We start from the raw sequence: 26,515 nt of genomic DNA, 5'->3' as shown, positions 1-26,515 counted from the left end.
TCAAACTAATAATTTATAAATTCACTCTCCCCTGTTTAATTGTTGATTATTTATATATAACAAGGAGCCATTCTTGCTCACTCGTAAAAATTTATTCTAGATGACTTTATTCCAAGTTTGTTTAATGTGCAAGAATTTAATAATCGATAAAGAAAGAAGTTCTTGCAGAATGAATATTGATTATTTAATTTAAATTTATATAGCAATAATTCTAAATATAGCAATATACTTACTGAAAAAAGAAAGAGATTATTGTAAGTGGTAGCTTCGAATTTCAGCCTGTCTGATCAACAACTAATTCTGGAGATCGCCATGAAAAAATGTGAAAAAACCCTTTCCTTTATTGGATTCAGTTTAGTTTTATTTCTTGCTGGGTGCTCAGATGACCGGTCGCTAAAAATCGCTAGCGAATGTATCAAAGGCAGCAATGCCAAATCGGGATCAGTCATGGACGAGGCGCAATGTGTAGGTAGGACTGCAGAAAGTTTCCCCGCAGCAGACGATGATTATTTCAAGGATATGGATTATGGAATCAGTCAGAAGACTGATGACGTAGTCGCTGCTCTAAAACCCTTTGTACCAAATATCTCCGACAAGTCGAAGGAAGAAATCGAAAAAATCATGCACAGAGGCCGAAACAATTGGATTGTTTGGACGGGCGGCAATGACAAGTTCTGGGATTATATGAATGCACAGAGCTTTGGCAGCTTCGATTTGCTGAAAATATTGTCGAACCATCCTGCGCTCCAGAAGAAGAATCCGAAACACAGCCGTGACCACCGATGGGAGTGGTTTGGTCTCGTCAATGAACCGTGTTTCAGAAAAAATACCGACGCACAAGGTAAATTGGTTGGACGTGAGGACCGCTTCGGCTTATATCTGGATACACGAGACCCGAATTGCCCTACTGATCCTTTCGAAAATGAAGAGAAATATCCCGGTGTCAAAATTGGTGCGCGCGGCAAAACCGTACCGGTGGGATCTTATTATGGCTATGCGACTGGCATCATAGGCCTTCGTTTGTTTCCCAACCCTGATTTTGATGAAGCAGCAAAAAAACGCTGGGATGCAGAAAAATACTACTCTGATCCTGACTATTACAATGATCCAAAATTAGTTAAGCCTTACCGGGTGGGGATGTCTTGTGGTTTCTGTCATGTAGGACCCAATCCAACCAATCCACCCAAAGATCCGGAAAATCCAGAGTGGGCTAATCTCAACTCCAATCCGGGCGCACAATACTTCTGGTTTGATCGCGTGTTTGCGTATGAAGCAGATAAGACCAGCTTCGCCTACCAGCATCTTCACACTAATCGGCCGGGCGCATTGGATACCTCGCTCATTTCCACCGACTATATCAACAATCCACGCACCATGAATGCTGTTTATAACCTTCCTGCGCGTATGCTGAATGCGTTGCGCCTGGGCGAAGAAGAAATAACCGGTGGAGAAAGGGATAATAAACAGTTCAATCACTTTGAAGAGATTCCTGCTGACAGTCCATTGAGAGCATTTTTCAAAGAATCAAAAGATGCTGATAAAGTGCTGACACCACGTGTACTTAAGGATGGTGCAGATTCAGTGGGTGGATTAGGCGCACTGAATCGTGTTTTCATTAATATTGGTTTGTTTAGTGAAGAATGGCTACAGCACATTAATCCTTTGGTAGGTGGAAAGCCGTTTACACCTTTTCCGATCAAAGCAGCGGAACAAAATTCCAGCTATTGGCGCGCAACTGAACTACAAACTCTGGATGGTGCTTTGTTTTTTCTAGCAGCAACTCCCCCAGACTATCTTAAGAATGCACCTGGAGGGGAGCGCTACTTAACAGATGATGAAGAAATCCTCAAGCGCGGCAAGGAGGTATTTGCCGAGAACTGTGCTGCTTGTCACTCGAGCAAACTGCCAGAGGAAGCATACAAGTTTTTTCCAGAGAATGGTTGTGTCGGTCCTAATTACTTGAATTGCTGGAATCAATATTGGCACTGGACCAATTCCTCAGAATTCAAGGAAAAAATGACAAAAATTGTATTAGAGGAAGATTTTCTTAGGGAAAATTTCCTTTCTACAGAATTGCGGGTTCCGGTTACTCTGCTGGAAACCAATATCTGCGCTTCGATAGCGACCAACGCTATCAAGGGAGATACCTGGGATAATTTTTCATCTACTTCCTACAAAATGCTGCCATCAGTAGGAAAAGCAAAGATTCATCATCCGGTTACGCGTAAGCCTACGGATTATGACATGCCAGACGGGGGTCGCGGTTATATTCGACCGCCATCTCTAACGAGTATTTGGTCTACCGCACCGTTTCTGCTGAATAACACGGTGGGTAAATTTTACTGGTCAGGCTCGGTAGAGGATCGTATGAAATCCTTCGATATCAGTATAGAACAACTCTTATGGCCCGAGAAACGCTACTGCGACCAAAAAGATTTATATGCTGAGTACGATGAGGGGAAAGGAACGGAAACTTCCTATAGCTCGGCCTACGGTGCAAAAAATAGTTGCGAAGGTCAAACCTATCTCACTCGATCAGGCAAAGAAGTACCCGGTATTATCGATCGAACGACAGAAAGAAGTTGGCTAAAGGTGCCAAGAGGTTATCTGCCTTGGTATGTAAAAATTTTTCCTATTGGCGACGAGTTGGAATTTGGCCCATTTCCTAAAGGCACTGCAGTCAATCTAATTTCTAATATCAATATGGAAATGGGCTGGGGCCAACGACTCTCTCTCTCCTGGGATTATCTAAAGACTGTTGGATGGCATGTTTCTGATTTGTGGAGAGCAAAGGAAAACCCCGAGAGTATTACAGACGATGAATTGCACGAAATTTATGGAGGCCTGGTTGACTCTTTATTAGAAGTTAATAAGTGCCCAGATTTGGTTGTAAATCGAGGCCATTATTTCGGTACAGATTACCTGCCAGCAGAGGAAGGTAAAACAGCACTCAATGACAGCGACAAACGGGCTTTAATTGAGTTTCTTAAAACCATGTAATTTTCATGAATAAAGTACCTCGTTACTGGTGGCGGGGTACTTACTGCATTCTTCAATCTCTCGATTTTCAATCAGTTCTTTAGCGATGAAGAATTAAAGTCTGCAAAGTTTTCAAATAAAGCTTCTCTTTAAATAAGGAGAGAGTTTTGGTGTTTATCGACACAGTGATGCTATCCCTTGGAAATCTATAGAAGATTTTTAAAATCATTTTGTTGGAGATAACTTGTGATCAAGTCCGATTCCTTGGAAAACAACCAGATTGATAGTAGCAATGACGAAAAGTTTGATTACGTCGTAATAGGTTCCGGTGCGGGTGGAGGGCCGCTTGCCTGCAACCTGGCCTTGCAAGGCTTCCGTGTATTGTTACTGGAAGCCGGTGGAGATGACGAACCGTGTGATTATAAAGTGCCTGCATTCCATGCCCGCGCCTCAGAAAATGAAACTCTTCGCTGGGACTACTTCGTGCATCATTATGTTGACAAAACTCAACAAGAGCGGGACTGTAAGTTTAGCAAAGAAAAAAATGGTGTGCTTTACCCTCGCTCGGGCACATTAGGTGGATGTACCGCACATAACGCCATGGTTCTGATGTATCCCCATAATAGTGATTGGGATGACATTGCAAAACTAATGGATGATCCAAGCTGGCATAGCAGGAATATGCAAAAGTACTTCCAGCGTTTGGAACGCTGCGAATATGTTCCAAGATGGAAAATCTGGAGTCATCATGGATTTGATGGCTGGCTGCCAACCAACCAGGCTAATCGCTGGATGCTATTGAAGGACAAAGTACTAACAAAACTGACGGTCGCCGCAGTGAAAGAATCCCGGCGCATGATGAATCCGCTAAAACGTTTTTTTCTAGGAATTCTGAAATTTATTATTCGCTTCGATCCCAATGATTGGCGTTTAATACGCAGAATCCCTGAGGGCTTATGCAAAATTCCGATGACTACCCAACACGGCAAGCGGGTAGGCGCCAGAGAGTACATCCTGCGGATTCGTGAACAATGCCCTGACAAACTGGTAATAAGAACCCACTCATTGGTCCAGCGTATTTTGCTCGACGAACATAACAAAGCTTACGGTGTGGAGTATCGTGTGGGTACTCATCAATATCGCGCTGATCCTCGGCACACAGAGGCAGTTGTTTCCGAAGCAAAGACAGTTTGTGTGGAACGCGAAGTCATTATAGCCGCGGGTGCTTTCAATACCCCCCAACTACTCATGCTATCCGGGATTGGTCCGCGGGAAGAGCTGGAAAAACATAAGATTGAGGTAAAAGTAGAACTGCCAGGTGTAGGGAAAAATTTGCAGGATCGCTATGAAGTAGGGGTGGTAACGAGACTTAAAGAAAATATTCCCTTGATCAAAGGAATGAAATTACGCCCACCTGAACCTGGAGAGGAACCTGATCCACAATATGCCTTGTGGCTCCAGCAAAAAGGACCTTATACAACGAACGGTGCCACGATTGCCCTCATCAAACGCTCTTCTTCCAAGTGTCCAAATGATGATCCGGATCTATTGATTTTTGGATTGCTCGGTAATTTTAGTGGATACTATCCAGGATACGCTAATGACATTAGCAAGGAGAATAGTCGCTATCCTAATGCTCTATGTAATAAGAATGGCGACCACTCTGATACTTGTAAAGAAAATATCTTTACCTGGGCCATTCTCAAAGCACACGCAAGCAACAGAGGCCATGTCACTTTGCGGTCCAACGATCCACGCGATGTTCCTCACATTAATTTTAATTACTTTCCTGAAGACCTGGACGGCAGCGATGGCAAGAAAGATTTAAATTCAGTAGCAGAGGGGGTGGAAACTGTTCGTAACATCCTCGGGCATTGCGGAGATTTAATTGACGAGGAGATTCTTCCAGGAACAAAAGTCAGAAGCCGTGATGAAATCTGTCAATTCATCAAAGACCAGGCTTGGGGGCATCATGCTTCCTGTACCTGTCCAATGGGACCAGAAAGCGACAAAATGGCAGTTGTCGATAATCGGTTTCGTGTGTATGGAACCACAAATTTGCGTATCGTGGATGCTTCAATTTTTCCCAAAATACCCGGATTCTTTATCGTATCCGCCGTCTATATGATCAGTGAAAAGGCCAGTGAAGTTATTATTGAGGATGCGAGAAAAAGTGCTTCGTAACTCTTTTTATGTGCACATGGATGGGGATTACTTAGCGAACGCACTATCCCCCTCTGCACCACCCCGAGGTTCCCATTCGGTGCTGTAATATTCTCCCCGGTCTCGCGCCCAAGGATCGAATACATTGATCACTCCCTGAAGTTCGTCTGCTAATTCCGGTAACGTTCTCAATAGAACACGCTTCAGCGGAGAGACCGGCTGTTGGTGACCATTGGACATCCCCTGCTCCATCTTTTCCGGACCCGGCCCGTTGTGCATCACCCACGTTACCCCAAAGGTGCTATAGAATTCAGGGCGAAAACTCGAGGTGAGAAAGCGGTCGCTAAAGAGCCTGCGCGATGCATTGAGAATAAACACGACGAACTGGGTTTCTGAAATAGCAAAACCATGCGGTCGTTTGAATTCCGCCAGCCAGCCGACGACCGTATCGACATCTTCGATATTGTCAATGAGGCTGCCATTTGGATGCCCCAGACAATCGTTAATGGGTGATTGATCGTTATTCAGTTGCGCATTTGTAATCTGTTTGGATTCATCACAGCGGTGCTGCCCGTATACCTCACGTAACATCTTCACGAGCTGCTCCTGCTCGCGCCGAACGGGCGAGTCCTGGGGCAAACGCGGATCGATGAAATCATCGAAACCGGTCAATTGCTTCAACCCATACTGCCGGCGGAACTCGTTATAGCGTGGAATGCCCCGCTCCCGATCACGAATGAGATCGAGTGCAGCGATATCGATCTGCTGGGTGGATGATTGCAACTGCGGCATTTTCAGATTTTGCAGAAATTGTGGATGATTCTGGAGCGTCAGCTCGCCCGCTCGTTGACGGCCCATGCTAAGCGCCCAGCTCGCCAGACCTTTCTGTCGCATCGCCTCGGTTGCTTTTCCGCGGAAGGTGTCGATAACGGGTACTTTTTGCTGGATGACATTCGGATCCTTGTTCCATTCTCGGTATTCGATCAGATCCGGCAGCAAAGGATGCAGCCGGTATACGGTGACAAACTCTTCTGGAAAATTAAAGGGTGAGCCAAAATGGTTGATTCCGCCGTTGATGTCGTCGTTGCTGGCGAGTGTCCAGATATCCTCCCTGTCCCGCTCGACTAAAGAATAGAATGACTTCCCTTCATAGCGGTGGTTGCCTAACCCAAAAATGCCCGCTCCGCCCGCGAAGGCTGCATAGAGGCTGTTGTTGGCAGCATCCGAATCATCGAGTTGGCGGATGATTTCTCTCAGTGCCTCAGATACCGCTGTATGTTCATGAAAAAGACCATGCCAGTTGGCGTTCATCCCCCGATACAATGGCTCGTTGTACAGCAGTTGTGTGGTCCATTCGATAGTGTGGATTTTGGCAATCTCAGCAGAAACAACCAGCCGAGCAACATTGAATAACTCGTCCGGTGTGACATCTTGGTAACGGATAACGACCTCAGGTCTGGCTGGGTTTCTCAGGCCGCTGTCGGCATCGGGAATTTTTGCTGCCTGTTTGCGGAATTCATCAACAAAAGCATTGTGCTCTCTGGCAAAGATATTGTGAAAGAAGCTCAACCCGATAGACCAGTTGTCGGGAAAGGCAGTAGCTTCCTGACCGGACCATTCCGGCTTGATCGGATCGCCAGCGTCGAAGACCGGCAAATATCCAGTCTTATCGCCCTCACCTCCACCCTCTCTCACCGGTATCAACAGTAATTTGGCCGGATCTCCAGGATCTCGCTTCACGCGCTGACTAGAGCGCTCATCATAGCCATACAGTTGCGAGGCATCCCACCAGGCTGTCACGTGATTGCGTGTTGTTTTCGGTGCGCGTACAAGATAGGACTGGCTGCCATGTACAAATGATTCGGGCGGCGTGTCGTCAGCAACTGGTGAAACATTGATCCTGTCATCCGGTCGGCAACCCAGTTGCTTGATCTCCTCTTCTGTCAAGGAGTGTTCGCTATTGCCAACCAGTTGGCCCGTGCAGCCAACAGTCATCCACTCTGGCTGATGAGGGTCTTCCTCCATATGAGAAAACCAATCATGGGTCATGAATTGAATCCAGAAAGCTGCCAGCACATTAAAGGCCGGGGCCTTTTTGTAATCGCACTCGGCTTCTTCAGGACTACCAGGCAAGCCATAACCGCTTTGGCATTTGTCAGGGTGAGACTGCATACGCGTGAACAATTTCCGGCTAACGACCTGTGGATCTGGCTTCAGCAGTCCTAACCGGTCTCCATGACGATTTCTAGTCATTTCATGGAAACCGAGATCAGGAAAGGTCGTCTCAAACTGAACATTGCGCGCAAAGAGCTGATGCGTCGAACCCATCAATGGGTTGTAGATATCGTTGCAGATGCCAGTAACGGTGCGGAAACGAATTAACTCGCCCCTGCAGACCTGTTTTTGATCACTCCTTACATCCTGATAATTGGGATGGGTCGGAGGCAACAGCATTTCTGGCCAGGTTTGCAGCACGGGACCCGCCTTGCTATCACGGCCTGTGATATACGCCTGGTAAGTGCCACTATTGTCGAAAAGGTTGAATTTGATAAGTTCGATCCGTTGTAACTCCAATTCATAGAGCGCGCCGCTGATGCCACGCGCATTGGGACCGAAAAATGTGCTATTTAGCAAAGTAGGTGGTGATAGTGATGAGCTATCCCCTGTAGCCCAGAAATTTGGCCAGTCCAGCCAGGGGCTCTGGTTGAGCGTGACGGCATGATCTCCGCCGAGACAATGCGCCCGCTTTTCAGGCACCTTGCCGAGGAACCGCTGCTCTCTGGTTTGAGCAACGCGCTGAATATCCCCCTGCATGAATACTTCCAGACAGGAGAGTTCAGACTCCCAGGTATTACAGCCACTGAGCAGAAGCAATCCTGCCATTGCCAGATGCGTCAATAAACGACGGCACCTGGAATAGAGGGAAACCAAATAACACTGAATAAAATCAGTAGATCGAGCTACAAACTTAAAGCCAAGGTATGGGTCGGTTAAATAATTCGCCTTATTTAAACCCCTTCTTAAATTCTCATCCGGGCTTGATCGAAAGCAATACCTCAAGCTTCGTTTAACTATTGTTTTTACCATACGATCTACTTTGACACAGCGACCTATAGTTGGATATAGGTATGCGTGCCCTGTTAAACAGTTACCCCATTGGGGATGAACCTTGGATTCATGCGATCATAAGCAACAGAACGACTGTGATTTCTTTGATCAATTTCCCTTTCTATCTCTTTTAGCCGGTCACTGAATCGTTTGATGACGTCACGCGCAGCCGGATCGAATAGCCGTAATGGGTACTGACCAATGCGATTAACAGTAAAATTTGTCTGGAAATACGTCCAGGTTTGTGAATAAGCCGCCCGGAATGCAGGTTGAAACTTCAATAGTCCAGCCTCATCCATTTCAGTACGTTTTCCCGTTGGGGGTGGCGCATAAGCCGCATGCGGCATATTGGGAACAAACCCCGGATATTTGTATTGGTTGAAATGAATGCTCGAATGAAAAGCCGTGCATAGAAAAACAATATGGCCAAGCGTCTCAGCCAGTTCTTGTTTAGATTCAAATTTGGCAGGAAACCCGGGGATTCTGCCGCGATCCTGGGCACTGATGTCATTGGCCCATGCCTGGATTTCGTAGTCTTCAGTAACATCTGCATCAGACTGGTAATAGACATCGACATATTCTCGGAGAAAACCTTGAATGGCATTCCATAGCAACATGCCATCATCGCGATAGGGATAAAAAAGATCAGGGTTATCGACTTCCCGGTTGGCAATATCGCTAGGAAAAGCAGACGCTTTAAAGTTAAAGCTCGTCATGCCATTGGCCATGCACTGAGTGGTCGCATCATAGTCTCCAGCAAATAACTCGCCGAACCGGCCAGGGCGCCCTTTTCGATCTCTCAGAAAGGTGTGCTGATGATTCACATTGAGTGTATGCTGAAGATGTGGATTTAAGAGAACAGAAAGCGGGTGGGACTTATAAAGCTGCCTGCGTGAGGCCATAATAATGGCTTCCATGACGTAATGAATACGCGTCGCATGGGTATACAGGATGTGGTGGTTGCCGTCCGCGACTTGGGCAAACATTTTTGCTACCAACCAAAGATTACCGTCCTTTGCAGTATAGATTGGATTATCTGGTCCAGGGTTCTGATATAACTGTATGGCGATCGGTCGCAACATGCCATCTGATTGCATCAATAACACGACGATCGGGGTCGTAATATATTGTTTGCGTCCGCCATCAATATGCCCATGGTTTTTCTGCAATATATCCAAGACCGCGTAATTCAGAACGTACATACGCTTTTGCTCAATGGCAGCTGCGTAGTCAATTTCCTCAATGTGTTCTGCAAAAATGCGCTGAATTTCAGATTCTGGCAGTTTCTCTGGGAGAGGATGCTGAGGGGTTACGGCACGCAATACGACAGGATTGACCCCTATGACACGCTGCATACCAAATATCAGATCTTGTTGGAAATTGTTAACCAGGTCGGGGTTTGGTGGACTGAACGGATAAAAGATATAGTCTCGATAATTTTCTAATGGTCTTCCGAGTAAGTAGCGCAAATAAGTAACCGCCAGGCTTGGCAAGCTTGGAATCAACCGTAACAAATTTAGCCCGCCACGCAGCCAATATCCAAGTCCCGGTATTTCCCGGCAAGGTAATTTACGCACGACAGCAATCGTATTGGCATACTCATAGGCATATTGATATTGAGCTTGCTTCTGCAGCAGATAATTTTTCCGATTTTCTGCTTTGCGTTTATTGTCTTCATATTGTGGTAGCTTATTCATCATATGGCGCTCCTTACAAAAGATAAAATTCGTCCGGCTTCGCTATTACTTCCACATTTAAGTTAAATAACCCTTAGCTGCCTGGTGCCACAGCGGATGTTCTGAAGCTTGCAACAACCGTGTCGCTGTCCTTTACGTTACGTTTAACAATATCCGCAAGCGAGTTTGTTTCTTCGATGATCGATTGCCCCATTTTCGAAAATGTTTTTTCATTGTGCACATAGGTCGATACCAATGGATTGGTCAAGGCATGGGTAAACGCATCGTAACCTACCATACGTACCATCAGACGGCCAAGGCTAAAACCTTCATCATGATCTTCAGCAAAGATGCCGACCAGCCACTCTAGATCATCGATCCGGTCATTATAAAGTTCCTTCAGTTCTCGCTGCAGTTCGGCATCTTCTGTCAATTCTTCAAAATTTCTCAAGCGCGGCATGCTGAATGCTTCGCGATAGTCATTGAATGAACGCAGCCGGGCCTGACGCCCCATCTCGACCGTGCGCTCCATGACACTGCGATTATCCTCACCAATAGGCAGCGGATCGAAAAAGAAACGATGGGTGTTGTAAAGACCGACACGGCCAGCTTTTTGCCTTGAGGCAGCCGTTATCAGCGGCCCAACTCCATATTCAACCACCAACGATGTATTGTTGCGGAATTCGTCAAGCTTGTATGGCTTATTACCGACCAGGTAGTATTCCGGTACCATTGGGTGCCATCGGTACAGCAGATTAAATTCCAGCGAAATCCAGTTAGTGCGATACCAGCGCTGCCTTTCCGCCATCCCCGGCGTGGGATCAAGGGTAAAATCAAACTGTGTGAAATGCGACACGTAATCCCGTAACACGACTTTGATCAGCAGCACAATCATGATGTTTCTAGTTGTCTGAAACAATCGTTCATCATCCCAATTTGGATGGGATTCCTTGAGCAAGTCACAAATCCGATTGTGTTCGCGCAGCATGATGGTATTCATGATGGTATAACCAATCGACGAATTGCCATGCTCCAGTCCGGTGGCAAACATACGTTTTAACCGCTCTTCCGGAACATTGTTAAAAACAAATTCCAGAACAAAGCGGGGATGCAGATTCTCAAATTCCTTATCAGCGAATACCCATTTGCCTATGGTCGTTTCTTCCACGTTAAAAAGATAAGGAGGAAAAATCTCTCCATCGATGACTTGGTACTTCAGCTTTCCATCTTTTTTCAGCCGCAACAAATGGGTGATTTCTTCACGCAAGCCATAGATCTGGCAAAGATCGATTTCGTGGTTTGAGGTATTTTTCCGGCGATCGCGAAAATCTGTCCTCAGGAAACTATCCGTAAACCATTGGGCAAAGAAAGAAAACAGTATGCTGGTATCAACCGATGGGATTTCTTTATTTTCTTTTCTTTTCCATAGATTAACGACTCTCTCCAGACTCGGAAGAATCTGTTCCCCTTCTGCTTCTGGCAGATGCCGTCCGGTAAATGTTCTATCTGTCAATGATTGCCATGTTGTATAGGGTGCAGCCATGGAAAACGGCCTGGGGCGAGGGTTCGTAGCATAAGCCTGCCAATTGATAAAATTGTCACTGATAAACCGACGCAGCCAAGTTATGCGTGAGGCAATCCTGCTAATCCAAGGGAACCTATTGACAAGCCGAAAAATAATCTGAAAAAAAAATTCATTCATAGTTTCACCCCCCTTTTTGTACTTATGATCTGGTCAAGTTTTTGTAGCGGAATTATTTGTCGCATCGGGACAGGCGGACAAATTCCCATTTGCATATCTTTTTGTACCTTCTCCATCTTGAAACTGGGTATCGGTCAACCAATCCTTTAAGCCAACCGGCTCCAGACGCTGCAGGGTTAAAAGTATTTTTCTCGCGATCATAATAAGTAGTCTCTTTGACTCATTAGCAATTCTCCTGCAAGCGCATAAATATCAATGAAAATCAATGGATCTACATGCACCTTTCATTTCTTTAGAAAAATATCGGAAAACAGGAAGTAAATAAATACGTGCAAATACGTAGGAGAGTGAAAGACAACGCAGTCTAGGAATTAAACCGCTCAAAATCCGCCAAAGTGTACCGATAAGGATAAAAATCAGGAATTACAGAAAATTTGAACAAAACCTGCTTAGAAAACGAGCAACTTCAAACAATAGCTTTAAGAAAGCAACCGAAAAACTTGCGATCCTTTAAACACTGAACTTCAGACTAAAAGGATCATGTTTTTCAATACCCCTGCTAGACAATTTTTCGTTCTGCAGGAATAATCAATTTGCAGAGGTCCTGTAAACAGCAATGAGGGAGGAAGTCAGCATGGCTTTGGAGTTCATCGTGGTGCAGTACCCAGAAAAGCGGGAAGTGTTCATTGACGGTCAACTGTGTGGTCTGACCAATATCACTTTATACATACAATCAGGAACGCATCGGTTTCATTTGGGTGTTCCAAAAGATTATCGGCCAAGCGAGGTGGTGCAGGCTATACAAAACACGAGTCCACTAGAGCCTGCAGCCGTCGTGTTTGAAAAGGTGAACGTATGAGATCAATTACTCGTCTTTGTATTGGTCTGCTGCTCATGGCGAGTCTTTTCGCCTGTGCCACTTTCCCCGAAAACCCAAAACTCGAAAAGCACGATCCTACACAAGGGTACCGATTCGATGAATTACGCCCAGATGCCAAGAACACGGATAGCCTGTTTGTCATTCTGACCTTCTCCGGCGGTGGCACCCGTGCTGCTGCTTTTTCCTATGGTGTGATGGAGGCGCTGCGCGACACCGAGATTGTCTGGGCTGGCCAAAAAAAGCGCCTGCTTGATGAGGTCGACATCATTTCCTCCGTTTCCGGCGGTAGCTTTACCTCAGCCTATTATGCCTTACATGGCGATGGACTGTTTGATGGGAGTTTCGAGCGCAAATTCCTCAACAAGGATATTGAGCATGATTTGTTTATGCGAACTTTGTGGCCGATTCACTGGTTCAAGCTCGCTGGCTGGAGCTACGGGCGGAGCGATTTGGCTGCCGAATACTATGATGCATCGATTTTTCATGGCGCCACTTATGCTGACCTGATCAAAAAAAGCACGCGGCCATTTGTCATCTTGAACGCAACTGACATGAGTATAGGGGAACAATTTTCCTTCATTCAGGATCAATTCGATTTGATTTGTTCCGACCTGGCTAAATTACCTATTGCCCGTGCTGTGGCCTCGTCTTCCGCTTTTCCGGGCATATTGACACCATTGACGTACCGGAACCTTGCTGGCACATGTGATTATCAGGAACCACAATGGATCGGGCTCGCTAACCAAGATCACCGCATTGCTCCAGAGCGGGCAAAGATAGCTGAACGCCAGCGAAGCTACTACTTGAGAAACCCATGGGAAGGAGAAAAACGCTACGTCCATCTCATTGATGGAGGTGTTTCTGACAATATCGGTTTGCGTGGGATTCTGTTCGCACTTCAGAGTAGCGACTCGCCCTACAGCCTGCAGAAGCGTTTTAACCGTCAGGAGATCCAGAAACTGCTTATCATTGTTGTCAACGCAGCAACTGATCCCGAGGCAAATCGCGATGCCAAAGCAAAAGTGCCTGGTTTGGTCGACACGCTGATTACGGCAGCAACCATTCCATTGGATCGGTATTCGTTTGACACGGTGGAAAGGGCACGTGCCATTGCGAAAGAATACAACGACGCAGTACGCACCCGCAAGACGTGTGAGAACATTCTCCGGAACACCTGTCCGGAAGCCAGGCTTCCAGGTGGAGATCTCTACGCCGTAGATATCTACGTCAGTCACATCTCATTTGACCTTATTGACGATCCGAAAACTCGATTTGACTTTAAAAATCTGCCGACTACGTTCAAGCTTCCTATCGACACGATCAAGGCATTGCGAAGTACGGCTGCCGAGCTGTTACACAAGGACACTGAATTCAATAGATTGAGGGAGCAATTGAAATAAATCTGTATGCAAAATTACGCGAAGAGACAACAACTGACGTTAGATTAAATCCAGACTTCTACATATTTCACTGAAGTATACGGATCTATTAAGCTACACCAAACTTCTTCCTGATATCTTCCACCTGATGCTTGCTGATACTGTGTTCTTCAGCAATCTGCTCGACGGCCATTCCTTCTACCAACAACTTTTCCATCACTATCAGCTCCTCTTCAGTGAATGGCCGCCTTTTCTTTTCGAGTGGAAGATATTCGTCTATAGCTATTCTTATTAATTCACCCAGTTTATTGATACCAAGTTTCTCCTTGATATTGGCAATTTCAGCCTCAACCACACGCGTACGCCCTTTCAGACGTGATTGCGTTCTTATCATTTTTCCTTTCTCTTCAGGCACTTCATGCATGTATTGATCAAAATCACCGTAAATTTCCAGTGCTTTTTCCTTCCCATATTTTCTTAACGATTCCTTATATTCAGCCTGCAGAAACGAATAAGCAATCTGTCCATGTGATTTTCCTTCGGCAAGTAGTTCCATGACTTGTATTTCCTTTCGGGTCAGCTTGATATATCTTCCAATAACTTCTTCATCTTTAAGTGAAATCCATTCCACTTTCCCGCTCATAACTTTATAAATTGCTTGTATTAAAACTTCATCAGGCTTTGTTTTTGGAATATAGCCTGATGCACCTGCTTCTTTTGCGCGATCCAAATCCAGATCCCTGATATAAGCGCTCCAGAAGATAATCTTTATATGGGAAAACTGATCAAGAATCCTTTTCGTAAGTTCAACGCCCCAGAGACCATGGTCATCCAGTTCATAATCCATGATCACTAGATCAATTGCCTGACTCTTTAAATAACCAAGCGCTTCTCGCCCATTTTCTGCTATTGCTGCAATCTGAAGATTAGCATCCGCCGCCAGCCCTTCTTGCAGGCTTTTTCTCATTCTCCATTCATTTTCTATCAGTAGTATTTTTATAGGCTTTTCAATATTTATGGACGGTTCAGTAAGCATAAGATATCGCTCCAAATGTTATGATTTCTCGGTGCAGTTGCTGTGATGGTCGTTCCTTCTTCCAGCGATGAGACGATAAGCAGCGTTCCATCCACCTCTTTCATATATGCCTCCATATTGTTAAGTCCCATACCTCGTATGGCATAATCAATATCAAAGCCAATGCCATTATCGTGAATAGTGAGTATGATGTTATGGTCGTCTACCCCTAGCTGCATATTCACTTGGGTCGCTGCCGCATGCTTGCCAATATTGTTCAGCGCTTCTCTTGCAACCTCAATCAATGCCATTTTTTTTGCTTTTGCTAAATGATCTGTTTGAGCCTTCATTTGATTCGATAGGGAAAAAATAACAGGAATACCCTCTCTTTTTTCAGAATCATTCTTAACCATTTTTAATCCTTCCACTAACGAAGGATTATCAGGATCCTTGCCTTCTATGAGGAAAATGATCTTGCTCAGGGCTTGTTGCGCAGCATCCTGCATGTTCCGGAGGAAATCCTGATCATGAGCAATCGCCATTACCCCTGAATGATTAAACAAAGCAAGCTTATTGCCTAATTCACGCGCTATATAAGCCAAATCCTGCTTGACCTTATCATGCAACTCCCGGGCAAGCAGCGTACATGCGATTATTCTTCCGATCCGGATCTGTATGATGCTCAGCACCATCACCCCAAGCAGTGTAATAGCAGTCACCCATTTCAGTGAATCATGGATATAGCTGCGCAATTCCGTATCAATGCCATCTAAAAAGCGTTCGACATCATCCAGATAAACACCTGTTCCTAGTACCCACTCCCAGTCTTCCAGCACGACCATATAAGCCAGTTTAGATCTCCCAGCATGATCTGCAGAGGGTTTATGCCACAAATATTCATCAAACCCATCTCCTCCCAGCGCAGTCTTAAGTAAATCCCGTATCACATATTTCCCGTTACTGTCCTGATAATCCCATTTATTCTGGCCATTCCAGCCTTTTTTTATGGGATGCACAATATTCGTGCCTGTAAAATCGTATACAAAAAAGTAACCATCTTCCTCACTATACCTAAGGTTTGTCAGAATCCTTTTGGCTCCTTCTTTTGCTTCTTCATCTGTAAGTTTTAACCCAGGTTCACGCAAATGTTTGATGGCTTTCTGGGCCAGTTCGATATGACTTTTGAGATCCTTTTTCTTGCTTTCGAGATAGTCAGATTTGATTGCATGACGTAATTGCTGTGGCAGAATTTTGGCTTGTTGAGCGATCACCCATCCAATAGTAAAACATACTGCCAGTACCAGAACTATCGGAGCAAACGCCCATAAATTTCTGCTCTGCAATCTCATAACTTTCCTTGTTGCTGTTGTGACAGCGGTCAGTTTATCCAATTTTTGATTGAATCTAACTATGTAATTTCCCGGATACACTTTGCCTTATAACAAGTGAATAATTGCTCCACCACTGCAGGACAAGGCTGTAGCGGTAGAAGCAGTGCCGCTGATGATAGCAACTGCGGTGGCTAATCAATATGTGTTACTGATGATTGAGGCAGCACATACTGCAGGGTCACATTTCTCTGACATGCATTTTTTAAAGAAGGAATAAAAATGAAAACAATCGATACAATCGTATCTTTATTGATGGTTGTTATACTAACAGCCTGTGCAACAGCCGGAAACAAACAGATGGAGCATCAGACCGAAAGCTCAGTTTCACAGGTCATTAAAGAAGGCAAAACAACAAAATCACAAATTAACGCCCAGTTTGGAAATGCTACAACTACCAGTTTTACAGATTCTGGCAATGAAATATGGACATACAGGCATGCACGTGCAGTTCCGCATGCACGTAACTTTATACCTTTTGTTGGCATAGTTAGCAGCGGTGCGGACGTAGTCACGAAAGAACTAGTGATTATGTTCGACAAGGAAGGAGTCGTTTCCCGGTATACGATGAAAGAAACGGAAGAAATTGTTAATTCAGGGATTGCCCATTGATTACTAAGTAATCATGGCATTACCAGCAAAAGTATATTTTATAAATTCAGTAATCTCTATGAGTACCCCTTGTCTTTACAGCACCCTGCTAGCAAGCAGGGCGATGGGGTAAACCAGAAAAATTCTATCTTAGGAAAAACCATGGATCATCTCATTAAACATACTGGCTGGCTGATTCTAGCTATTGCAGGCGCCTTTTCATTTGGCGTCATTGCCGTGCAGCAAGGCGAAACCATTAATGCTATCTGGATAGTCATTGCAGCCGTTTGTGTTCATCTGATTGGCTATCGCTATTACAGCCTGTTTATCTCCCGCCGTGTATTGGGGCTCGATTCTGAGCGTATGACTCCTGCGCATAAATTTAACGATGGACTGGATTATGTGCCGACAAACAAGTATGTGCTATTCGGTCATCATTTTGCTGCAATTGCCGGTGCCGGGCCTTTAGTTGGCCCGATTCTGGCTGCCCAGATGGGTTATCTTCCCGGCTTGCTATGGTTGCTGGTCGGGGTGGTGGTAGCGGGAGCAGTGCAGGATTTCGTCGTGTTATTCATGTCCATGCGACGTGATGGCCGCTCACTCGGCGATATGATCAAATCTGAACTGGGTCCTGTTCCTGGCATGATCGCGCTGGTCGGCACCTTCTTCATCATGCTGATTCTGCTGGCGGTATTGGCATTGATTGTGGTCAAGGCGCTGGCGGAATCACCTTGGGGAACGTTTACCGTGGCCGCGACCATTCCGATTGCATTTTTCATGGGTATTTATGCGCGCTATATCCGACCAGGGCAAATCGGCGAAGTTTCCTTGCTCGGCTTTATCCTGCTCATGCTCGCAATCGTCGGTGGGCAATCCATTCAAGAAAATCCTGAGCTAGCGGCCCTATTCACCTTTAATGGAGTGCAGTTAACCTGGATGTTGATTATGTATGGTGCAATCGCTTCGGTGTTACCGGTCTGGCTGTTGCTGGCACCGCGTGATTATCTCTCGACTTTCCTGAAAATTGGCACGATAGTCGGTTTAGCTGTGGGTGTGCTGGCTATTTCACCTGAACTCAAAATGCCGGCATTCACACAATTTGTCGATGGCAGCGGTCCAGTCTGGTCTGGCAGCTTGTTTCCCTTCCTCTTTATCACCATTGCCTGTGGTGCTGTTTCGGGTTTTCATTCGTTAATCTCATCCGGTACGACACCCAAAATGATCAAAAATGAGAAGGATGCCCGTTTCATTGGCTACGGCGCCATGTTGATGGAGTCATTTGTCGCGATTATGGCACTGGTGGCTGCTTCAATCATTGAGCCAGGGATCTATTTTGCGATGAACAGCCCGGTAGCACTGATTGGCACTACCGCCGAGTCTGCGGCACAGACCATTTCACAGTGGGGATTTTATATCACCCCAGAAATGCTGACCCAAACCGCCAAAGATGTGGGTGAAAACACCATTATCTCACGTACGGGCGGCGCTCCCACTTTGGCTGTCGGCATGGCCCAAATCCTGTCTAACTTTATCGGCGGTCAGGCCATGATGGCTTTCTGGTATCACTTCGCGATTCTGTTTGAGGCACTCTTTATCCTGACGGCTGTTGATGCAGGTACCCGTGCCGGACGATTCATGTTGCAGGATCTGCTCGGTACTTTTGTACCTGCCATGAAACGCACTGACTCCATTGCCGCAAATCTCATTGCTACAACACTATGTGTCAGTGGCTGGGGATATTTCCTCTACCAAGGGGTCATCGATCCATTAGGTGGTATTAACACTTTATGGCCGCTATTTGGTATCACTAATCAGATGCTTGCTTGCATTGCGCTTATTCTGTGCACCTGCATCCTGTTCAAAACGCAACGCGACCGTTACGCCTGGATTACCATTGTGCCTACCGTTTGGATTGCCTGCACTACCTTAACAGCTGCCTGGCATAAGATATTTAATGACAACCCGCGCATTGGATTTCTGGCCCATGCCTCCTCATATGAGGAGGCGCTCAGTGTAGGGAATCTGCTTGCACCTGCTAAATCGACTTCGCAGATGCAGCAGGTTATTTTTAATGATTATCTGGATGCTGGGCTTGCTGCGATGTTCATGTGTATATTGATCAGTATGTTGTTTTTTGGTATCCGGACTATATTGCTCGCACGCAGAACAGCGCGCGTCGAATTATCTCCTATCAGTCCTTATTAATTTTCAAAATTTTCTCACGGAAGATTTTTCCACTATGTTACACAAAATTATCTGTGCAGGACGTTATTTAGGGCAAAGCATGCGATTGATGATTGGCATGCCTGAATACGATGTGTATGTTGCTCATATGAAAGAGGCGCATCCTGATAAGGAAATCATGTCTTATGAAGCATTCTTCCGTGAGCGTCAGGAGGCGCGTTACGGCGGTAAAATCAGCCGCTGCTGTTGATCGCGATGATTAATAACTGGGCATCTTACAAAATTTGACTATAAAGCAAGTGAGATGCCCAAGCAGTCGGATAATTATGAAACAATTTTGCGTATCAATGCTGCGGTTAGATGCTAATGATGGCTTGGTAGCTTTTCCGGCACATGATGGGTAATATTATGCGCAAGTTCCTGCTCGCCTCAAAATACCCTGCCGGCTTTTTGTAACCGTGCAGCATCTCCTGCATCGTGCGTACTTATCAGCACCTCAATCTGTGGTTTGAGGATCTGCGTTGTCTCCACCATTTGTCGTATCCGGAACACATCAGCAGCTGTGATGATCAACACACTGACCCCGGCGATATGTGCCTGGATCAATACCGCTGGATCGGCAGCATCACCTGCCACGGCATGAATGCCTTGCTTGCGGAAGCGCTAGACGATTTCCCGATTGTGATCTACCACATGATCTACCACAACAAGGTGGATTCCTTTCTTGGCCAGAATGTCACCAACTCGCTTGCCTACGGCACCATAGCCAACAATCACTACATGATTCGTCACATAATTTGATGTCACCGCTATTGGCAGTTCAGCCAGTGGGTCATTTGCGCGTTCCAGTCTGCGCGCCAGTCTGGAACGGGAACGGATCCAGTGTTGGATGGGTTCAGCAGTTTGAAAAATGAGCGGATTAAGGGTAATGGAAATAAATGCGCCCGCCAATATCAGGCTATATCCTTCAAGCGGAAGAAGTCCTGTCGTTAAGCCAAGGGAGGCAAGGATGAATGAGAGCTCACCGATCTGTGACAAACTGACTGCCACCGTAAGAGCGGTATTGAGTGGATACCGAAAAATAAGCACAAGGATAAATGCGACCAGCGATTTTCCCAGAATAATGATCGCAGCGACGACCAGGACGCGCAGCGGTTCCTCGAGCAAGATATTCGGATCAAACAACATGCCTACAGACACAAAAAACAGCACCGAAAAAGCATCTCTGAACGGCAAAGATTCCTGCGCAGCAGGATGGCTCAAACTAGACTCACGCATCACCATGCCCGAGAAAAATGTACTCAGTGCAAAAGAAACATCAAATTGTATCGCTGCGCCATAAGCAATGCCAACCGCAACAGCAACGACGCCGAGCGTGAAAAGCTCGTTTGATTTGGTGCTGGCCACATGCCAGAGCACCCATCGCAATTCCCATTGCGGTGGCCACTACGATTTGTGCGATCGCACCTGGCTAGGCGATACGTCGAACCACCAGCAAGTCACTGAGTGAAAAATGCAACCCTACGCCAAACATCAGCAGGATAACACCGATTTCTGCCAACTGATTTGATAACTCGAGATCTGCTACAAACCCAGGCGTATGCGTGCCAATGATCATACCAGCCAGCAGATACCCTACTAATACCGGCAATCTCAATCACTGAGCAACAATTCCCATGATGAGCGCTAGACCAAGACTGATGGCAATAGTGGTAATTAAAATCGTGCTGTGTGATTTTCTTCAAAAAATTGCTGGTTATGACGTACTTCCATCTACAAAAGCTAGCGTAAGTGACATCAATCCAAAAGCGAATGGAAGCAATGAACACAATATGGCAGGCAGCAAAGATGCGCACTATCAGGAAGCGCTATGTGTGCTGGGCATTGCATGTTACCAACTGCTTCAGCCCATTGCATTGTTTATGATACTTTCTTCAGAATAATCTTGTCTGCTTCAGGTAATGCTGGCGCACTCAAAAATCATTCTGATGATTGTAGTGATATTGCTGTCATGCTATACGAGCTGGACATCGTTCCTGCTCACGAGAAAAGAGTAATTTTCGTAGCTCGCTGCCAGCATTTAAGCTGATCAAAGAATCAACCTTTATGAATATAATTTATATAAGTTGATATCATCATGACAATGAACAGCACGAGAGACAAAGCAATACGTATCGTTAATGATTTGACCATACGCGTACTCTTTCCGTCATCTTTAAGCATGTAGTAAAGCGCAGATCCGAGGCTGTAAAGTATTATCAGCAATAGTAAAATAGCAAAGATCTTCAATTTTTATTCCTATGATTGTTGGAATTTACCGGTATTGATTGCCAAGCCTAAGCAATGAATAATCTATGTTTCATCTGCTTAAATGACAATTCAGTTTATGCATTGTAACTGATAACCGTAGCATACGATTGATCCGTTAATTTTCAAACAATCTTTTAAAGTTCTGACAATTCCTTGAACATTCATCAGCACGACAGATCAAGTAAACACAGCGCAGCAGAGCTTCCGCCTGCCATTGTCCTGATAGGCCCGACAGCCAGCGGAAAATCAAATGTGGCCATGGAAGTTGCCCAACTATTTCCGGTTGAAATTATCAGTATCGATTCAGCCCAGGTTTACCGGGAAATGAATATCGGCAGCGCTAAGCCTGATCAGCACGATCAGGCTGCGGTACCTCATCATCTGATCGATCTAATCAATCCGGATGAGCACTACTCTGCTGCCCAATTTCGCAAAGATGCGCTCGCCAAAATGGATGAAATCACAGCAAGAAGGAAAATTCCATTATTGGTGGGAGGCACCATGCTTTATTTTAAAGTGTTGAAAGAAGGTCTGTCTGAACTTCCTTGCGCAGATGAAAACATTCGTCTGGAGATTGAAACGGCTGCTGAAAAGAAAGGCTGGCCAGAAATACATCAAGTGTTAGCGCAGCTTGACCCTGTCAGTGCAGCGCGTATCAAACCTCATGATAGCCAACGTATCCAGCGGGCGCTGGAAGTATGCTATCTCACGGGCAGACCTATGTCAGAAATACTGTCGCAACCGAGAAGCACGCCTCTCCCATACCACTTGATCAATATGGCGTTATTACCAACTGACCGGAAAATTTTGCATCAGCGCATTCAACTTCGATTTGAAAACATGATAGACATGGGATTGATCGATGAGGTACGCGCTATCCGTAGCCGATATGGTGTGAATGCGGACACCCCCTCCATGCGTTGTGTCGGCTATAGACAGGTATCCATGTATCTGGACAATCTTATAAGCCTGGCAGCAATGATGGATATGGGAATTGCCGCTACGCGGCAGTTAGCAAAACGGCAATTAACTTGGCTACGAGCAATGACAGGATTACAGGCATTCGATTGCCTGGCGGAGAATTTATCCCAACAAGTGATCGCCTACTTACAGACAAGAAGCCTGCTAATTAAAGATTAATTCACCCAAGGCATTTCTTCCCGCTATATAATTTTAAGCTAACTTTAATTCTAAGGAGGGCAATATGGGAATGCGTATTAAATTATGGATTCTGATGGGAATACTTTTTAGTATGTTGACTATGACAGGCTGCGGCAATTCCGAAAGAGTGCACGAATCCTGGGTCACACCACCGGAAGGACCTCATTACGATGATAATGCCATTCTTAATACAATCAATTCAAGATTAGCCGCTAATTCAGATCTGAAAAACCTAGTTCTCAATATAGATGTGAAAAACGGCGAGGTCTCTATAAAAGGTCTGGCCGACAATCAGACCCAAATCGATCAGGTCATTATGCAGGTGTGGCTGGTTGAGGGCGTCACAAAGGTCGATAATCAGATTCGCGCAAAAGACAGCCAGTCAACAGTAAGCCAGTAGGCTTTAAAGATAAAATATGGCTATGTAATCAAAGTGTGTGGAAAAATATAACCAAATCTCTTGGCTTGTTGATATACAACACTTGAACGTGAGTTCAGCATAAAAATCATTACACCACGGCTGGAAGAGCCTAAGAAAATCTAATATTAAGAGAGGGCTTCTTCTCGCGGGAGGTGTAAGCCACTCGTCCGGCTATCAAATTAACAAAGAAGTTAAATGGGCTGCGATGGCGAAAATATTCGATTTGCGAGATGTTTTTCAATTGATCATTGACAGTCTCAATGATCGAGCGTTTATGCAATACGAGTTTGTGAAACAGTGGCAATAGTTTGTTTTTCATGTTCTTACCCACCTTGGTAACAAGCTGCACGCCTTGCTCCAAGGGTTGCTCGAAGAGCGGCTGGGAGATGTAACCCCGGTCGCCAAACAGTTTCCCAAACAAAGCGTGTGTCAACTCTGATACCGGGTCACGGTCATCGACATTGCCCGCCGTGATTTTCACTCACAGCAATTCCCCTTGGTCATTGATGATCAGGTACGACTTGAACCCATAAAACCAATCCACGCTCGTCTTTCCCCGGTCAGCAAACTCTGCCATCATTTTATGCGATCAGATGCGGCGATTGTGGCACACACTGATCTTGGTCGAATCAATGAAGCTGATCCCACTCCAGCGCCCAAAGCGGCTGACCAGAAGCAGCACAAAGGCATCAGGCTACCTGGCAACAATTCAACAAAGCAGTTATAGCTTACTAACCCCGGATAATAGGGCCGCTGATACATCAACACCTGAACATCCCACATAATAAGACTTAAACGTCCGGTAACCTGACAGATGAAACCCTGCCACGGTCGTCATGACTTCGCTTAGATACAGCTCCCCTCACCGCCGACTTCGCTTCAGCGCCAACTCGAATAAGCGCTGCTCCCCCCACCATGGTTCAAACTCCTGACAAAATATCGTCAATCACTCAAGAAATCGCTATAGTATCTATCCATTAGACCGCGTGATGAAACCTTTTTCCAAAATAGTTACTTGGGAGGTGTTTCTTGAGAGCTTTATCATAAGGAAGGAATTCAGGTTCTTTTTACTTCTTTTTACTGCTTTTCTTATGTTGAACTCACGTTAATGAGTCTCCAAACTTGCTCGAGCTTAAGGAGTCTTTTTCATGCCCAGCCATCATTTCATTAGCTACTCTGCCGTAGATGGTTTTGAATTTGCCCTGCGGTTGTGCGATGAACTGCAAAGCGGCCCTCCAGTGTTCGAGGCATGGCTGGATAAGCGGCGTTTGCAAGCAAACGATGACTGGGACAAACAGATCGCTGAGGCCATCCGCGATTGCGAAAGTTTGATTTTCGTGATGACATCCGACAGTGTAGAAGACGCGTCTGTTTGCAAAAATGAATGGGTACAGGCGTTGAAATTCAAGAAACCGATTTTGCTGGCTCGCTTTCATGCTAAGGCCGATCCACCATTCCGATTAAACTCCCGGCAGTATCTCGATTTCATAGGCAATTTTGAAACGGGTCTGGCACGCCTGCGTAAGGATTTGCTGAATTTGTCGTCTCCACGCGGTATTTTAAAAGCGATGGAATATCGACTGAATGATGCGCAACGTGACCTGCGACGTGCTTCGGATTCGACTGAAACAGCGCGTATCACCGATGAGATCACGCAACTCAAAAAGCAGATCGCGGAACAAAAGCATATTGTCGACAATCCCCAAGCTGCTGCCGAGCAGACCGAGCACAATATTCAGGCAGGCTTGAAACGTGAACAGCAGCCAGAAAAACCGTTTGCCGATGTAGCACGTGCAAAGTTCATCAACCCCCCACCCGACATCGCACCGACCTTTTTCCAAAATCGACATGTTGAAACCAAGCTCATCGGAGATTTTCTAAAAGACCCGAGTCGTCGCCTGCTGACCATCGTGGGGCGTGGGGGTATCGGCAAGACAGCAATGGCATGCCGTTTACTTAAAGCATTGGAAAGCGGTCATTTACCTGATGACCTCGGCCCGCTGAGCGTGGAGGGTATAGTGTACTTGAGTGCCAAAGGCTCCCGCCGCATCAACACTACCCACCTGTTGACCGATCTCGGCAAGTTGTTGCCAGTAAACAAATCGAATGCGCTTGATGCACTATATAAAGATCCACAAATCAGTACAGAGGCTAAGCTCCAGGCATTGTTGACCGAGTTTCCGCAGGGACGAACCGTAGTGCTGCTGGATAACCTGGAAGATTTAATCGATCCTGCAACGGAGGACGTACAGGACGATGAACTAAACCAAGCCCTGCGCGCATTGTTGCAAGCACCCCCGCACGCCGTGAAAGTAATCGTCACCACGCGCATCAGCCCGCGTCAATGGCTGGTGATTCACCCAGAGCGACAACAGCAGATTTTTCTGGATGAAGGACTGGAATCACCTCACGCTGAAAATATTTTGCGTGAGATGGATGCCGACGGCAAAGTAGGTCTGAAACACGCCCCCGAATCCCTGTTGAATGAAGCGCGTATTTATACGCGGGGCTATCCGCGCGCGCTGGTCGCCTTATACGGCATCCTTTCTGCCGACCGCTACACTACGCTTGAGGAAGTGCTCTCCAAACCCTTGCCGGATCATGTGGTGGAAGTATTGGTGGGCGAAGCTTTCGACCGCCTGGACATCACCTCGCAGAAGGTAATGGAAGCACTGGCGATCTACGAGCGGCCTGTTACACCCGCCGCCGTGGATTATCTGCTGCAACCTTTTGAGCCCAGTATCAACAGCGCACCTGTGCTCAATCGACTGGTCAATATGCAATTCGTGCGCAAGGAAGGCAATCGCTATTACCAACATGCCACTGATCGTGCGTATGCGCTGGCACGCATTCCCAAAGGTGAAAAACAGGATACCCAGACTCCCGACATGCCTTCTCCTCCAGCATCTTACTCTCAGCACACCTTGCTTCATCGCGGTGCGGAATATTTCAAACAAGCCCGTCAACCGCGGGAAACATGGAAAAGACTGGAGGACCTCACCCCGCAATTGAATGAATTTGAACTGCGCTGCGCAGGTGAAGATTATGACACTGCCGCCAATGTATTACTGGAAATCGACTTTGACTACCTGCAACTGTGGGGCCACTGCCATTTAGTCATAGCGCTGCACCAGCGATTACAGGGCACAATTCATGACTTGGATTTGAAACAAAGGTGCGTAGGCAATCTGGGTACAGCTTATGCCGCTATCGGGCAGGTTCAAAAAGCGATCGGCTGTTATCAAGCAGCACTGCATATCGCGCGTGAAATCGGTAATCGTGGCAGCGAAGGTACCTGGCTCGGCAGCCTGGGTAGCCGCTACGCTGATCTGGGCCAGACCAGCCGCGCGATCGAGCATTATGAACAGGCACTGGCCATCGCGCGCGAAATCGGCGATCGTCGAGCGGAGGGTGGCTGGAGCGGCTAGCTCGCGAACCGCTACGCTGCACTAGGCCAGACCAGCCGCGCGATCGAGCATTATGAACAGGCGCTGGCCATCGCGCGCGAAATCGTCGATGGTCGCGGGGAAGGGCACTGACGCGGGTACGTGTGTGAGC

The 26,515-nt window shown here is 46.2% G+C and carries 18 protein-coding genes and 2 pseudogenes; 12 read left to right on the top strand and 8 right to left on the bottom strand.

From position 1 onward, the window contains the following. The first annotated feature begins 312 nt into the window (after nucleotides 1-312). Together J5I83_RS07075 and J5I83_RS07070 are read left to right on the top strand one after the other, a co-directional pair. The gene (locus J5I83_RS07075) at nucleotides 313-3,000 is read left to right on the top strand and encodes a hypothetical protein (protein WP_304054484.1); all 2,688 of its coding nucleotides are present in this window, start codon (nucleotides 313-315) and stop codon (nucleotides 2,998-3,000) included. A 225-nt stretch (nucleotides 3,001-3,225) separates the two neighbouring features. Continuing rightward, nucleotides 3,226-5,163: a GMC family oxidoreductase gene (locus J5I83_RS07070; protein WP_304054483.1), complete on the top strand. Its 1,938-nt coding sequence runs from the start codon at nucleotides 3,226-3,228 to the stop codon at nucleotides 5,161-5,163. Nucleotides 5,164-5,190: 27 nt separating this feature from the next. On the opposite strand, the gene J5I83_RS07065 is transcribed toward J5I83_RS07070, so the two are convergent. From J5I83_RS07065 to J5I83_RS07055, 3 genes are all read right to left on the bottom strand, one after another. Beyond that, on the bottom strand, nucleotides 5,191-8,025 hold the full coding sequence (locus tag J5I83_RS07065; RefSeq protein WP_304054481.1) for a peroxidase family protein: 2,835 nt from the start codon (nucleotides 8,023-8,025) through the stop codon (nucleotides 5,191-5,193). Nucleotides 8,026-8,282: 257 nt separating this feature from the next. Beyond that, on the bottom strand, nucleotides 8,283-9,950 hold the full coding sequence (locus tag J5I83_RS07060; RefSeq protein ID WP_304054479.1) for a lipoxygenase family protein: 1,668 nt from the start codon (nucleotides 9,948-9,950) through the stop codon (nucleotides 8,283-8,285). Nucleotides 9,951-10,020: 70 nt separating this feature from the next. Then, on the bottom strand, nucleotides 10,021-11,469 hold the full coding sequence (locus J5I83_RS07055) for a peroxidase family protein (protein ID WP_304054477.1): 1,449 nt from the start codon (nucleotides 11,467-11,469) through the stop codon (nucleotides 10,021-10,023). Between the two features lie 793 nt (nucleotides 11,470-12,262). Here J5I83_RS07055 and J5I83_RS07050 point away from each other — a divergent pair. Together J5I83_RS07050 and J5I83_RS07045 are read left to right on the top strand one after the other, a co-directional pair. After that, entirely contained in the window at nucleotides 12,263-12,487 is a 225-nt protein-coding gene (locus J5I83_RS07050) for a hypothetical protein (protein ID WP_304054475.1), read from the top strand. After that, a complete protein-coding gene (locus J5I83_RS07045) occupies nucleotides 12,484-13,908 on the top strand; it encodes a patatin-like phospholipase family protein (RefSeq protein WP_304054473.1) in 1,425 nt (474 codons plus the stop codon). Before J5I83_RS07050 ends, J5I83_RS07045 begins: the two co-directional genes overlap by 4 nt. An 88-nt stretch (nucleotides 13,909-13,996) precedes the next feature. Here J5I83_RS07045 and J5I83_RS07040 read toward each other — a convergent pair whose 3' ends face one another. Together J5I83_RS07040 and J5I83_RS07035 are read right to left on the bottom strand one after the other, a co-directional pair. Then, on the bottom strand, nucleotides 13,997-14,923 hold the full coding sequence (locus J5I83_RS07040; RefSeq protein WP_304054471.1) for a response regulator transcription factor: 927 nt from the start codon (nucleotides 14,921-14,923) through the stop codon (nucleotides 13,997-13,999). Continuing rightward, entirely contained in the window at nucleotides 14,902-16,251 is a 1,350-nt protein-coding gene (locus J5I83_RS07035) for a cache domain-containing protein (RefSeq protein ID WP_304054470.1), read from the bottom strand. Before J5I83_RS07035 ends, J5I83_RS07040 begins: the two co-directional genes overlap by 22 nt. Nucleotides 16,252-16,512: 261 nt before the next feature. On the opposite strand from J5I83_RS07035, the gene J5I83_RS07030 reads away from it, so the two are divergent. The 3 genes from J5I83_RS07030 (at nucleotide 16,513) to J5I83_RS07020 (ending at nucleotide 19,315) form a co-directional block, all read left to right on the top strand. Beyond that, nucleotides 16,513-16,902 (top strand): hypothetical protein, encoded by a 390-nt coding sequence (locus J5I83_RS07030; protein ID WP_304054468.1) that lies wholly within the window; start codon nucleotides 16,513-16,515, stop codon nucleotides 16,900-16,902. Nucleotides 16,903-17,043: 141 nt separating this feature from the next. Beyond that, a complete protein-coding gene (locus tag J5I83_RS07025) occupies nucleotides 17,044-19,086 on the top strand; it encodes a carbon starvation CstA family protein (RefSeq protein WP_304054467.1) in 2,043 nt (680 codons plus the stop codon). A 34-nt stretch (nucleotides 19,087-19,120) separates the two neighbouring features. Beyond that, the gene (locus J5I83_RS07020; protein ID WP_304054465.1) at nucleotides 19,121-19,315 is read left to right on the top strand and encodes a YbdD/YjiX family protein; all 195 of its coding nucleotides are present in this window, start codon (nucleotides 19,121-19,123) and stop codon (nucleotides 19,313-19,315) included. A gap of 182 nt (nucleotides 19,316-19,497) precedes the next feature. On the opposite strand, the pseudogene J5I83_RS07015 reads toward J5I83_RS07020, so the two are convergent. After that, nucleotides 19,498-20,743, bottom strand: a pseudogene (locus tag J5I83_RS07015) (cation:proton antiporter); the annotation flags it as partial. Here J5I83_RS07015 and J5I83_RS07010 point away from each other — a divergent pair. After that, nucleotides 20,742-21,008: a hypothetical protein gene (locus J5I83_RS07010; RefSeq protein ID WP_304054463.1), complete on the top strand. Its 267-nt coding sequence runs from the start codon at nucleotides 20,742-20,744 to the stop codon at nucleotides 21,006-21,008. The pseudogene J5I83_RS07015 and the gene J5I83_RS07010 sit on opposite strands and share 2 nt — an antisense overlap. Before the next feature lie 154 nt (nucleotides 21,009-21,162). On the opposite strand, the gene J5I83_RS07005 is transcribed toward J5I83_RS07010, so the two are convergent. Further along, nucleotides 21,163-21,354 carry a twin transmembrane helix small protein gene (locus tag J5I83_RS07005; RefSeq protein ID WP_304054461.1) on the bottom strand — a complete coding sequence of 64 codons (192 nt, stop codon included), beginning with the start codon at nucleotides 21,352-21,354 and terminating at the stop codon, nucleotides 21,163-21,165. A 174-nt stretch (nucleotides 21,355-21,528) separates the two neighbouring features. On the opposite strand from J5I83_RS07005, the gene miaA reads away from it, so the two are divergent. Further along, nucleotides 21,529-22,515, top strand: a complete 987-nt coding sequence (gene miaA / locus J5I83_RS07000; RefSeq protein ID WP_304054459.1) for a tRNA (adenosine(37)-N6)-dimethylallyltransferase MiaA — start codon at nucleotides 21,529-21,531, stop codon at nucleotides 22,513-22,515. A gap of 64 nt (nucleotides 22,516-22,579) precedes the next feature. Then, nucleotides 22,580-22,936 carry a BON domain-containing protein gene (locus J5I83_RS06995; protein ID WP_304054458.1) on the top strand — a complete coding sequence of 119 codons (357 nt, stop codon included), beginning with the start codon at nucleotides 22,580-22,582 and terminating at the stop codon, nucleotides 22,934-22,936. Nucleotides 22,937-23,066: 130 nt separating this feature from the next. Here the strand turns inward: J5I83_RS06995 and J5I83_RS06990 are convergent. Then, nucleotides 23,067-23,534 (bottom strand): annotated as a pseudogene (locus J5I83_RS06990) (IS982 family transposase). Between J5I83_RS06990 and J5I83_RS06985 the strand changes: the two are divergent. Continuing rightward, complete coding sequence (locus J5I83_RS06985) at nucleotides 23,454-23,684, top strand: hypothetical protein (protein ID WP_304054513.1); 231 nt, start codon at nucleotides 23,454-23,456, stop codon at nucleotides 23,682-23,684. The pseudogene J5I83_RS06990 and the gene J5I83_RS06985 overlap by 81 nt on opposite strands. Before the next feature lie 421 nt (nucleotides 23,685-24,105). Beyond that, complete coding sequence (locus J5I83_RS06980; protein WP_304054457.1) at nucleotides 24,106-26,385, top strand: TIR domain-containing protein; 2,280 nt, start codon at nucleotides 24,106-24,108, stop codon at nucleotides 26,383-26,385. The last annotated feature ends 130 nt before the right edge of the window (nucleotides 26,386-26,515 follow it).

The sequence above is a fragment of the Nitrosomonas communis genome (genome assembly GCF_024102715.1).
Classification (GTDB): Bacteria; Pseudomonadota; Gammaproteobacteria; order Burkholderiales; family Nitrosomonadaceae; genus Nitrosomonas; species Nitrosomonas communis_B.
Note: the sequence above shows the minus strand (reverse complement) of the source record. Positions and strands in the feature narration are given on the sequence as shown.